Here is a 12227-nt window from a genome sequence, read left to right on the forward strand (position 1 = left end):
TAGTGGCGCAGATATTACCACAGACCGCCGGAATACCCGCAAAAAGGTATTAATCCAGCCATTTGGCCCAGCTGGCGCGCACCTGCTCGCGCTCGGCGGCAAACAGCTCGCTGCCGACCTTGCCGGAATGTTCCTGCAGCGCCAGGTGGTGGATCTCGTCGCGCATGGTGACATAGGCCTGGGTCAGCGCGCGCGCCTCCTCTTCCGGCATGATGTCATAATTGGCCATCAGCTCGAAGATGCGCACGTTGTCCGACCAACGCGTCAGGCGCGGTTCACCCGGCGCATAGCGTAAGACCAGATATTGGGCGATAAATTCGATGTCGGTAATGCCGCCCTCATCGGTTTTGATATCAAACAGATCGCGCTGCTTGTTGCCGAGATGGTTGCGCATTTTTTCGCGCATCTCGCGCACTTCGCGCTTCAGGGTCTGCGCATCGCGCGTTTTGCACAGGATCTCGCGCCGGATCGCGTCGAACTGCTGATGCAGCGCCGGGTCGCCATGCACGATGCGCGCGCGCACCAGGGCCTGATGTTCCCAGGTCCAGGCTTCGTTTTGCTGGTAGTCGGCGAACGCCTCGACGGTGCTGACCAGCATCCCCGCGGCGCCGGAAGGCCGCAGGCGCGCGTCCACCTCATACAGAATGCCCGAGGACGTGCGGGTGCTGAACAGATGCATCACCCGCTGCGCCAGCCGCAGGTAGAACTGGCGGCCGTCGATGCAGCGATCGCCGTCGGTCATCACCTCCGGCGGGCAATCCAGCAGGAACACCAGATCGAGATCGGAACTGTAACCCAGCTCCCAGCCGCCCAGCTTGCCGTAGCCGATCACCGCAAAGCCGCGCCCTTCGCGCTCCTGCAGATGGGTGGGCTGGCCGTAGCGCGCCACCATATCGCTCCAGGCCTGCTGCACCACCGCGTCGATGATCGCCTCCGCCAGATAAGTCAGGTGATCGCTCACTTTCATCACCGGCAGCGCGCCGGCGATATCCGCAGCCGCGATGCGCAGCTGCTGCGCCTGTTTGAACTGGCGCAGCGCCTCCAGCTTTTGCTCTTCGTCGTCTTCCGGCACCCGCAGCAGATACTGCCGCAGCTCGCTGCGGTAAGCGTCCAGCGCCACCGGCTGATACAGCGTGGCCGGATCCAGCAGCTCGTCCAGCAGCAGCGGGTAACGCGACAGCTGGTTGGCGACCATCGGCGACGCGGCGCACAGGCGGATCAGATGGCTGAGCGCCGCATGGTACTCCACCAGCAGTTCGAGATAGGTAGTGCGGGTGACGATGCTCAGCAGCAGCTGCGCCAGCCGCACCAGCGCGGTCGGCGCGTCTTGCCGCGGGCATACCTCCGCCAGCAGGCGCGGCATCAGCTGATCGAGCACGTCGCGGCCGCGCGGGCCGATGGTGCGCTTGTCGACGTCGTGACGAAAATCGGCGATGGTGCGCAGCATCTGTCGACGCGCCTCTTCGTCCAGGTGCGGCGTCAGCGGCGCCAGCTCGTTCTCCTCCAGTGCGTCTTGCCACAGGCTGTGATAGTGCTGGTAATCGGGATCTTCGCCGACATCCGGGCTATCGTCGCCGATCAGGTCGTCGAACACCGCGCGCACCGCCTGCATGTGCACGTCCAGCGCCGCCATCAGCGCCGGCCAATCCGCCAACCCCATGCCGTAGGCCAACCGCGCCTGATCGAGCGCCTCCTGCGGCAGCGTCTGGGTTTGCTGATCGCCGATCGCCTGCAGCAGGTTCTCCAGCCGCCGCAGGAACAGGTAGGCGGCGCTCAGCGCCCGCACCTGCTCGCTTTCCAGCAGCCCCAGCTCGCCCACCGCCTGCAGCGTCGGCAGCAGCGAACGCCCCTGCAGCGCCGGTTCACGGCCGCCGCGGATCAGCTGGAATACCTGGGTGATGAATTCGATTTCGCGAATGCCGCCGGCGCCCAGCTTGATGTTGTCCTTCAGGCCGCGCCGCCGCACTTCGCGGGCGATCATGCCCTTCATGTTGCGCAGAGACTGAATGACGCTGAAATCAATGTAACGACGGAACACGAACGGCCGCAGCGTTTTACGCAGCTCCTGGCTGTAGGCGTCTTCCGCCCCGCCCATCAGGCGCGCCTTCACCATCGCATAGCGTTCCCAGTCGCGCCCCTGTTCCTGGTAGTAATCCTCCAGCGCCGCAAAGCTCATCACCAACGGGCCGCTGTCGCCGAACGGCCGCAGCCGCATGTCCACGCGATAGACGAAGCCATCGATGGTCTGTTGATCCAGCGCCTTGATCAGCCGCTGGCCGAGACGGGTGAAGAACTGGGCGTTATCCAGCTCGCGCCGCCCGCCCTGGGTTTGACCATTTTCCGGGTAAGCGAAGATCAGATCGATGTCCGACGAGAAGTTCAGTTCGCCGCCGCCCAGCTTGCCCATGCCGAGGACCAGCAGCGGCTGCGGTTCGCCGTCGGCATTGCACGGCGTGCCCCACTCGCGGCAACAGGTTTGGTACAGCCAGTCGCGCGCGCTGACGATCAGCGTCTCCGCCAGCCCGCTCAGCTGCAGCAACGTTTCTTCGGTCGAACACAGCCCCTGCGCCTGCGCCCAGGCGATGCGCACCAGCGTTTCGCGGCGAAACAGACGCAGCGTGCGCATCAGTTGCGCTTCGTCGCGCACCTCTTCCAGCTCGTCCTGCAACCAGGCGGCGTAGTGTTGCCACTCGCCGGGCGCCGGCGGCTGTTCGCGCAGCGTCGCCAGCCAGGCCGGCTGGGCGAGCAGCGCGTCGCTGACGAAGTCGCTCGACGCCAGCACCCACTGCTCTTGCTCGCTAAAGGCGCAGTCCGCGCCGTGAACTTCCTGAAAACGCTGCACAACCTGCTGTGCCTGAGCCTGTAACGCGGCTGAAAGTGGCGACATAGTGTATGACCCGTTCTGCGGCCCACGGCTGGCGGGCCGGCTGGATTAACGAAACGCGCCGTTTAACCAGAATGGCGCATGCGATAAGGCCTGTTTGCGGCTGGCTTCATACCAGCCCTGGCGGCGCTCGCTCAGCGCCGCCTGCAGCTCGCGCCAGGCGTCGATATAAGGCCCGGTCTGCTCGTCGGGGTAAGCGCCCGACAGCAGGATCAGCGCCGAAATCTGACGCCTCAGGCGCGGCAATTGTTCCTGATATTCATCTTCGTTCAGCGTACGGCTGAAGGCTTCTTTCAGCTCCGCGCCGCTGCGCCCCAGCATGATGTCGCTGAAGCGTTTGAAAGAACCGTCCAGTTTGGCCTGCCCTTTGGCGTCGATAAACGGCCGCCAGGCGCCGCGCACCAGCCATGATGTGAGCGCCAACTTACATTGCAGATAGGCCGCGCTGTAGCACAGGCTCTCCGGTTGCGCGGCTTTGTCCGCCAACAGCGGTTCGAGCTCGGTCAGGCGGGCGCGCAGATCGGCGCTGGCCTTGCGCGGCACCAGGCCGCCGAAGATCACCAGCGCCTGGCGGATGGTGCCGACCGCTTCGAGGACCGCCCCGCGCGCCTGCGCATCGCCGCGCAGCCACAGCTCCTCATGGTACTGCCAATGGCTGAGCGCCAGCTCGAAGGCGGCGATCATCCCCTGCTCCACGGTCGCCTTCGCCGCCGGCTTCAGCACCCGCAGCGGGCGCACCTCGCGCGGCGGATTGCCCTGCGCCAGGTGGTAGCCGCGCGCCGCCTTGCTCAGGCTGCCCTGACGCAGCCCGCCATGGGCCGCCAGCTCGCCGGCCAACGCCAGCAGATCGGCGGTGTTGCCTTTCAGCAGCTCCAGTTCGATCTCGCTCAGGGCTTCGCTGAGGTCACCGGCGCGCACCTCTCCCTGATCCAAACCAATCTCGATCTCGCTTTGGCCGTAAGTGACCACCCACTTTTCACGCGCAAAGTCGGTACGGAACAGCGGCTGCAACGCCTGCTGCAGCGCCGCGATATCACAATCCTGTGGCCAGATGTCGGCAGGAAACTGCGCCAGCGCCAGCTGCGGCTCGGCGATAGCGACGTTGTATTCCGGACGTTGGTGCAGGCCGGCCACCACTTTACCGGCGGTTTTGATGGTCATCTCATAACGATCGTCGAAACCGCGAATGCGCAGCCCCATGTCGTGATTGCGCAGGAAGTTATCGGCCGTTTCGAAGTAAATGTTGGTCAGTTTTTGCGGCGCGGAATGCTGATGCGGCCAGGCGGCAAGCCATTGCGGCAGAGCGGCCACCGCTTGCGGCGCGGCGATGAATTTCAGTTCAATTTCAACGGTCATAATTCTTTAACACCAATAAGTTATGCATTCACGTCTGTTTCAGCGCGGCGCGTTCGGCCGCCGCATACTGCCCAATGACGCACAGTTGCCGTTATCTTACCGCGATTCCCGGCGCCTTAACCCTGCTAACTGTAGAAAAAACCTGTTACGTTATAAAACGCCGCGCAACTCACAGAATCAGCCACAGTAAGATAGTTCTCATTCCGGTTTTGGCGTTGCGTCGTCAGACTGAACGCTCTACTATCGTTCCATAAATTCACCCAGAAACGATGAACTAATGCAGAAATTACGCCTGATTTGCCTTGCCGCGCTGAGCTTCAGCATCACTTGGGGCGCACATGCCGAAGATAAACGCTATATCTCCGATGAGTTAAGCACTTACGTCCATAGCGGCCCAGGTAATCAGTACCGTATTGTCGGCACTCTGAACGCCGGTGAAGAAGTCACCCTGCTGAGCGTCAACGACAGCACCAACTACGGCCAAATCCGCGATCCGAAAGGCCGCACCACCTGGATCCCACTCGATCAGCTCAGCCAGACGCCGAGCCTGCGCACCCGCGTGCCCGAGCTGGAACAGCAGGTGAAAACCCTGACCGACAAGCTGGCCAACATCGATAACACCTGGAACCAGCGCACGGCGGAAATGCAGGAAAAAGTCGCGGGCAGCGACAGCACCATCAGCAGCCTGCAGAAGGAAAACCAGGATCTGAAAAACCAGCTGGTGGTCGCGCAGAAGAAGGTTAACGCCGTTAACCTGCAGCTCGACGACAAACAGCGCACCATTATTCTGCAGTGGTTCATGTACGGCGGCGGCGTCGCCGGCGTCGGCTTGCTGCTGGGCCTGCTGTTGCCGCACCTGATCCCGCGCCGCAAGAACAACAATCGCTGGATGAACTGATCTCAGTATCGTTCAGTTTGAGTATGGGCGCCTGCGGGCGCCCTTTTCATTGGCGCCGACATCCCGCGGCCAATTCATGTAATCTGATAGACAGAGCCTTACACGATATTCAGGAGTCAACAGTGCAGATTTATCTGGTCGGCGGCGCCGTTCGCGACAGCCTGCTCGACATTCCGGTGGTCGATCATGATTGGGTGGTGGTGGGCGCCACGCCGGCCGAGCTGCTGGCATTGGGCTACCAGCAGGTCGGCAAAGACTTTCCGGTATTCCTCAATCCCGACACCCACGAGGAGTACGCGCTGGCGCGCACCGAGCGCAAATCCGGCCAGGGATACACCGGTTTTACCTGCTATGCCGCGCCGGACGTCACGCTGGAGGAGGATCTGCTGCGGCGCGATCTGACCATCAACGCCATCGCCCGTTCCGCCGAGGGGGAGCTGATTGATCCTTACGGCGGCGTGGCCGATCTGCAGGCGCGCGTGCTGCGCCACGTTTCCGACGCCTTCGGCGAAGATCCGCTGCGCGTACTGCGCGTGGCGCGCTTCACCGCCCGCTTCGCCCACCTGGGTTTTCGCATCGCCGACGAAACGCTCGCCCTGATGCGCCGGATGGCGCATAGCGGTGAACTGGCCGCGCTGACCGCCGAACGCGTCTGGAAAGAAACGGAAAAGGCGCTGCAAAGCCAGAGCCCGCAGGTCTATTTTCAGGTGCTGCGCGACTGCGATGCGCTGGCGGTGCTGTTCCCGGAAATCGACGCGCTGTTCGGCGTGCCGGCTCCCGCCAAGTGGCACCCGGAGATCGACACCGGCGTGCACACGCTGATGGCGTTGGCGATCGCCGCCCGCCTCACGCCGGAGGTGGACGTGCGCTTCGCCACCCTGTGCCATGACCTCGGCAAGGGATTGACGCCAAAAGAGTTCTGGCCGCATCACCACGGCCACGGCCCGGCCGGCGTGCGGCTGGTTGAGGCGCTGTGCCAGCGGCTGCGGGTGCCTAACCCGGTGCGCGATCTGAGCAAGCTGGTGGCCGAGTACCATGATCTGATCCACACCGTGAACAAGCTGCGGCCGGAGACCCTATTGAAGCTATTCGACGCCATCGACGTCTGGCGCAAGCCGCACCGGCTGGAGCAGATGATCCTGACCAGCGAGGCGGACGCGCGCGGCCGTACCGGCTTTGAGGAGAATCCCTATCCGCAGGGCGACTATCTGCGCCAGGCGTATCAGGTGGCGAACGCGGTATCTATTAAAGAGGTGGTGGCCAGCGGGCTGCAGGGCACCGCGATCCGCGACGAGCTCAAACGCCGCCGCCAGCAGGCGCTGGCCGAGTGGAAGCTCACCCAAACTATCATCAACGATCAGGCATAAAAAAACCCCGCGGAGCGGGGTTTTTTCCTGGCGTGAAGGCTTACAGGAACACCATGTAAACCACGGCCGCCACGATAAAGCGGTAGATAGCGAACGGCACGAACGAGATGCGTTTGATCAGCGACAGGAAGGTCTTGATCGCAACCAGCGCCACCACGAAGGCGGTGACGAAACCGACGGCGAACATCGGCAGGTCGCCCCAGGTCAGGAAGTGCAGGCTCTTGTACAGATCCAGGCCGCTGGCGCCAATCATCATCGGCACAGCCAGAATGAAGGAGAACTCGGACGCCGCATAGCGGTTCACGCCCACCAGCATGCCGCCGGCGATAGTGGAACCCGAACGGGAGAAGCCCGGCCACAGCGCCAGACACTGGAAGCAGCCGATCATGAACGCCTGACGGTAAGTGATGTCATCCAGCCCTTCCGCGCTCGGCTTCTTCGGCTTCAGCCATTCCGCCGCCAGCAGCAGCAGGCCGCCGACCACCAACGCGTACATCACGTTTTTCGGCGCAAACAGCGACTTGATGAAATCATGGAAGGCCAGCCCCAGCACCACCGCCGGGATCATCGCCAACAGGATGTGCCCCAGCTTCAGCTGGCCGCTGGTTTTGCCTTCGTGCTCCACCGGCTTGCCGCCGAAATGGATGCCGATCAGACCGAACAACCGGCGCCAGAACATCACGACGACGGCCAGGATCGACCCCAGCTGGATAATGACTTCAAAGGTTTTGGCTTTGTCGCCGGTAAAGCCCAGCCACTCGCCAACGATGATCATATGCCCGGTGGAAGAAACCGGCAAAAATTCGGTTAATCCCTCGACAACCCCAAGAACAAACGCAATAAACAGTGAATGCATGTCTGCCATGTGCTTCGCTCACCCCATAAAATAACGGCTATCACATAAAAAAGCGGCAATGCTTAAAGACAATGCCGCTAAAACAATTCTCAGGATTAAGACCAGGTTAACGGTCTTTCGTTGCAAGCAGATGACATAAAATCATGCGGGACGAGTGCCGCGCTCAATGATCACGCCGACCCGATTGGCATGTGCTACAGCGCCCGGTTTGCTGACCTTAATACGGACCCAGGGGGAATTGAAGCGCTGGAGCAAAATTTCAGATATTTCCTCCGCCACGCGCTCCACCAGCGCGAACCGGTTCGACTCCACGTGTTGGATCACGGCATCGCTGACGTCGGCATAGCTCAGACAGTCATTTACGTCGTCGCTGGCGGCGGCCGGCCGGTTATCCCAGCCCATTTCGATATCGAACACCAGCTTCTGACGAATGCCCTGTTCCCACTCATAAACGCCAATGGTGGTAATTACGGTAAGCTCTTCAATAAATACGATATCCATCACGTCATTCTCTGTTTTTGGCCTTGCCGGATACCACTTCCAGCGGAATGTGCGTATTATCCATAGATGTTGCGAGTAAAACGACCATTATTAAACGGAACCGCGTTATGAGTGCTACCGCGCTTGGCATGATTATCTTCGCGTATCTGTGCGGCTCGATTTCGAGCGCGATCCTGGTTTGCCGGATCGCCAGGCTGCCGGACCCGCGTGAGCATGGCTCAGGAAACCCCGGGGCGACCAACGTCCTGCGCATCGGCGGCCGGCTGGCGGCGGCGGCGGTGCTGGTGTTCGATATTCTGAAAGGGATGTTGCCGGTCTGGCTGGCCTACAAACTCAATGTGCCGCCGCTGTATCTGGGCCTGACGGCGATCGCCGCCTGTCTTGGGCACATCTATCCGGTATTCTTCCACTTCCGCGGCGGTAAAGGCGTGGCGACGGCGTTTGGCGCCATCGCGCCTATCGGCTGGGATCTGACCGGCCTGATGACCGGCACCTGGCTGCTGACGGTGTTGCTCAGCGGCTACTCTTCGCTCGGCGCCATCGTCAGCGCGCTGATCGCCCCGTTCTACGTCTGGTGGTTCAAACCGCAGTTCACCTTCCCGGTGGCGATGCTCTCCTGCCTGATCCTGATGCGGCATCACGACAATATTCAGCGCCTGTGGCGCGGCCAGGAAGGCAAGATTTGGGGCAAGTTCCGCAAGAAGAAAAACGACGCGGATGAGGATAACGGCGACCAGCCGAAAGACGAATAACGTAAGGGCCGGATAATCCGGCCCTTTGTTTTATACCGCAGGCAGTTCCGCCAGCGGCCAGCGCGGCCGCACCGACACGCTCAGCTCCGGGTTGGCGCCGCTCTTCAGCCGCACCATGCCGGCATAGGCGATCATCGCGCCGTTGTCGGTGCAAAATTCCGGGCGGGCATAGAACACTTCCCCGCCGCGTTTCTGCATCATCTCCGCCAGTTTGGCGCGCAGCGTGCGGTTGGCGCTCACGCCGCCGGCCATCACCAGGCGTTTGAAGCCGGTTTGCTCCAGCGCGCGTTTGCATTTGATCGCCAGCGTATCCACCACCGCATCCTCGAAGGCGCGGGCGATGTCGGCACGTGTCTGATCGTCGTTGCCGTTGGAGCGGATGGTGTTGGCGGCGAAGGTTTTCAGGCCGGAGAAGCTGAAGTCCAGCCCCGGACGATCGGTCATCGGCCGCGGGAAGGTGAAACGCCCCGCCGTGCCCTGCTGCGCCATCTTCGACAGCATCGGCCCGCCGGGATAATCCAGGCCGAGCAGCTTGGCGGTTTTGTCGAACGCTTCGCCGGCGGCATCGTCGATCGACTCGCCCAGCAGTTCATATTCACCGATGCCGGTGACGCTGATCAGCTGAGTGTGGCCGCCGGAGACCAGCAGCGCGACGAACGGGAACGCCGGCGGGTTATCTTCCAGCATCGGCGCCAGCAGGTGGCCTTCCATGTGGTGCACCGGCACCGCCGGCACGTTCCAGGCGAACGCCAGCGCGCGCCCGACGGTAGCGCCGACCAGCAGCGCGCCTACCAGGCCCGGCCCGGCGGTATAGGCCACGCCGTCGATATCGGCCGGGGTCAGGTTGGCCTCTTTCAGCGCCGCCTGAATCAGCGGCACGGTTTTGCGCACGTGATCGCGGGAGGCCAGTTCCGGCACCACGCCGCCGTAGTCGGCGTGCAGCTTCACCTGGCTGTATAATTGGTTGGCCAACAAACCGGTTTGATCGTCATACACTGCAATTCCGGTTTCATCGCAGGACGTTTCTATACCCAGTACTCGCATTACATTTCCCATCATTCACGTGCGGCCGCCAGTCTACCACATTCCGCCGCATTTACCGCCGATGCGGCGCATCTTGTCACCGGCTTGCGCCTATGTCGATGATTCATCCAGAAAATGCCCGAGCGATTAAACACGAGCATTTTTTTCTGATTAGTCTATAATCAGCGCCCGGTGCAAAATTGCGCACGTTGCGGCAGAGCGACGCGGGTTTCAATTTGCGGTGATGCTTTACAAAGCAGCATCCATTGGAGTAAAATTCCGCACCATTTTGAAAAGGCTGGCGCTTGGCCAGCAGCAAACCGAATTTTATTGAGGTGAGAGGCACATGCCGGTAATTAAAGTACGTGAAAACGAGCCATTTGACGTTGCTCTGCGTCGTTTCAAACGCTCTTGCGAAAAAGCGGGTGTTTTAGCTGAAGTTCGTCGTCGTGAGTTTTATGAAAAACCAACTACCGAACGTAAACGCGCTAAAGCTTCTGCTGTGAAACGTCACGCGAAGAAACTGGCTCGCGAAAACGCACGCCGCACTCGTCTGTATTAATTCTTCGGGGGCAACCCCACCGCGTGAATTTCTGATTTTCAAAATCGCGCAGACCGAGTAGTTGCATACGAAGGCCGTGCTTTCCGAAAGGAATGCGCGGCTTGTTCTCGTTTATAGGCTAATGAAGTAAGGGCTTATGGCTGGACGAATTCCGCGCGTATTTATCAATGACTTGCTGGCTCGCACCGACATCGTCGATTTGATCGACGCCCGCGTGAAGCTCAAGAAGCAAGGCAAGAACTACCACGCGTGCTGTCCGTTCCACCACGAAAAGACGCCTTCATTTACCGTTAATGGCGAAAAGCAGTTTTATCACTGTTTTGGGTGTGGTGCGCACGGCAACGCCGTCGACTTTTTGATGAATTACGACCGACTCGAGTTTGTCGAAACCATCGAAGAGCTGGCGACCATGCACGGGTTGGAAGTGCCTTACGAAGCGGGCACCGGGCCGACCCAGATCGAACGCCATCAGCGCCAGAGCCTATACCAACTGATGGAACAGCTCAGCGCGTTCTATCAACAGTCACTGCAGCAGTCCTCCGGGGCACCGGCGCGCAGCTATTTGCAGCAGCGCGGATTAAGTGACGACGTTATTCGCCATTTCGCCATCGGCTTCGCGCCGGCGGGATGGGACAACGCCCTGAAGCGTTTCGGCCGCGACGCCGACTCGCGCCGCGCATTGAACGATGCCGGCATGCTGGTGACTAACGATCAGGGGCGTTCGTACGACCGTTTCCGCGAACGGGTGATGTTCCCCATCCGCGACAAGCGCGGGCGCGTCATCGCCTTCGGCGGCCGCGTGCTGGGCGACGGCATGCCCAAGTACCTGAACTCGCCGGAAACCGAAGTTTTCCATAAGGGCCGCCAGCTGTATGGCCTGTATGAAGCACAGCAGAATCACCCTACCCTGCAGCGGCTGCTGGTGGTGGAAGGGTATATGGACGTGGTGGCGTTGGCGCAATTCGGCATCGATTATGCCGTCGCCTCGCTCGGAACCTCGACGACGGCTGAACACATTCAGCTGCTGTTCCGCGCTACCGACAACGTCGTCTGCTGTTACGACGGCGACCGCGCCGGCCGCGAAGCGGCCTGGCGGGCGCTGGAAACCGCGCTGCCGTACCTGAACGACGGGCGCCAGCTGCGGTTCATGTTTTTGCCCGATGGCGAAGACCCGGACACCCTGGTGCGCAAGGAAGGCAAAGAAGCCTTCGAACAGCGAATGGAGCAGGCGCAGCCGCTGTCCACTTTCCTGTTCGAAAGCCTGCTACCGCAGGTGGATTTGAGCAGCCCGGACGGGCGCGCCAAGCTGAGCACGCTGGCGCTGCCGCTGATTACTCAGGTGCCGGGCGAAACGTTGCGCTTGTACCTGCGTCAGGAGCTCGGCAACAAGCTGGGGCTGCTGGACGACAGCCAGCTCGACAAGCTGATGCCCAAGCAGGCTGAAAATGCGAATCCTTATCAGGCGCCCCAGCTAAAACGCACAACCATGCGTATACTGATAGGGTTACTGGTGCAAAATCCGCAGTTGGCTACACTTATCCCTTCGCTGGAAGGGTTGGAGCAGACCAAACAGGCGGGATTGCCGCTGTTCGTCGAACTGGTGCAGACCTGTTTGGCGCAGCCGGGCCTGACAACCGGGCAATTGCTGGAGCTGTATCGCGACAACAAATTCAGCCAGCAGCTTGAAACCTTGGCGACCTGGAACCATATGATCGTTGAGGACATGGTCGAACAGACCTTTTTGGATACGTTGGCCAGCCTGTACGACTCGGTGCTCGAGCAACGGCTGGAAACGCTGATCGCGCAGGCCAGAACGCGCGGCCTGAGCCCGGAGGAACGTGAAGAAGTCCGTTCCCTCAACCAGGTTTTAGCGAAGAAAAACTGAATACCAAACGGCTTAAGTGCCGATAATTGCGAGGGCAGAGCCCTGCACAGTGCCGCCATAGTGGGCCGCGGCGATAACGAAAACGCCCCAAATGCTATTGTTGGCGGTTTCGCCGACCGACACCAACCTAAATACTCTGAAGT

10 protein-coding genes are annotated in these 12227 nt (G+C 61.0%); 5 read left to right on the top strand and 5 right to left on the bottom strand.

Features of this window, described 5'->3' with window-relative positions:
• Nucleotides 1–49 precede the first annotated feature (49 nt).
• On the bottom strand, nucleotides 50–2887 hold the full coding sequence (glnE, locus tag H7A77_RS03830; protein ID WP_182073842.1) for a bifunctional [glutamate--ammonia ligase]-adenylyl-L-tyrosine phosphorylase/[glutamate--ammonia-ligase] adenylyltransferase: 2838 nt from the start codon (nucleotides 2885–2887) through the stop codon (nucleotides 50–52).
• Nucleotides 2888–2932: 45 nt separating this feature from the next.
• Nucleotides 2933–4240: an inorganic triphosphatase gene (locus tag H7A77_RS03835; protein ID WP_182073843.1), complete on the bottom strand. Its 1308-nt coding sequence runs from the start codon at nucleotides 4238–4240 to the stop codon at nucleotides 2933–2935.
• A gap of 277 nt (nucleotides 4241–4517) precedes the next feature.
• On the opposite strand from H7A77_RS03835, the gene H7A77_RS03840 reads away from it, so the two are divergent.
• Together H7A77_RS03840 and H7A77_RS03845 are read left to right on the top strand one after the other, a co-directional pair.
• Nucleotides 4518–5138: a TIGR04211 family SH3 domain-containing protein gene (locus tag H7A77_RS03840; RefSeq protein WP_033644594.1), complete on the top strand. Its 621-nt coding sequence runs from the start codon at nucleotides 4518–4520 to the stop codon at nucleotides 5136–5138.
• A 122-nt stretch (nucleotides 5139–5260) separates the two neighbouring features.
• Nucleotides 5261–6505, top strand: coding sequence for a multifunctional CCA addition/repair protein (locus H7A77_RS03845; RefSeq protein ID WP_033644593.1), 1245 nt, complete (start codon nucleotides 5261–5263; stop codon nucleotides 6503–6505).
• 40 nt (nucleotides 6506–6545) lie between these two features.
• On the opposite strand, the gene bacA is transcribed toward H7A77_RS03845, so the two are convergent.
• Together bacA and folB are read right to left on the bottom strand one after the other, a co-directional pair.
• The gene (gene bacA / locus H7A77_RS03850) at nucleotides 6546–7370 is read right to left on the bottom strand and encodes an undecaprenyl-diphosphate phosphatase (protein ID WP_033644592.1); all 825 of its coding nucleotides are present in this window, start codon (nucleotides 7368–7370) and stop codon (nucleotides 6546–6548) included.
• Nucleotides 7371–7502: 132 nt separating this feature from the next.
• Nucleotides 7503–7862, bottom strand: coding sequence for a bifunctional dihydroneopterin aldolase/7,8-dihydroneopterin epimerase (gene folB / locus H7A77_RS03855; RefSeq protein WP_015379095.1), 360 nt, complete (start codon nucleotides 7860–7862; stop codon nucleotides 7503–7505).
• A gap of 107 nt (nucleotides 7863–7969) precedes the next feature.
• On the opposite strand from folB, the gene plsY reads away from it, so the two are divergent.
• On the top strand, nucleotides 7970–8614 hold the full coding sequence (gene plsY, locus H7A77_RS03860; protein ID WP_033644590.1) for a glycerol-3-phosphate 1-O-acyltransferase PlsY: 645 nt from the start codon (nucleotides 7970–7972) through the stop codon (nucleotides 8612–8614).
• A 30-nt stretch (nucleotides 8615–8644) separates the two neighbouring features.
• On the opposite strand, the gene tsaD is transcribed toward plsY, so the two are convergent.
• On the bottom strand, nucleotides 8645–9658 hold the full coding sequence (gene tsaD / locus H7A77_RS03865; protein WP_004937199.1) for a tRNA (adenosine(37)-N6)-threonylcarbamoyltransferase complex transferase subunit TsaD: 1014 nt from the start codon (nucleotides 9656–9658) through the stop codon (nucleotides 8645–8647).
• A 325-nt stretch (nucleotides 9659–9983) separates the two neighbouring features.
• On the opposite strand from tsaD, the gene rpsU reads away from it, so the two are divergent.
• Nucleotides 9984–10199 (top strand): 30S ribosomal protein S21, encoded by a 216-nt coding sequence (gene rpsU / locus H7A77_RS03870; RefSeq protein WP_001144069.1) that lies wholly within the window; start codon nucleotides 9984–9986, stop codon nucleotides 10197–10199.
• A gap of 136 nt (nucleotides 10200–10335) precedes the next feature.
• On the top strand, nucleotides 10336–12084 hold the full coding sequence (dnaG, locus tag H7A77_RS03875; protein ID WP_025304325.1) for a DNA primase: 1749 nt from the start codon (nucleotides 10336–10338) through the stop codon (nucleotides 12082–12084).
• The last annotated feature ends 143 nt before the right edge of the window (nucleotides 12085–12227 follow it).

The organism is Serratia sp. ME47 (genome assembly GCF_903970925.1).
Taxonomy (GTDB): Bacteria; Pseudomonadota; Gammaproteobacteria; order Enterobacterales; family Enterobacteriaceae; genus Serratia; species Serratia ureilytica.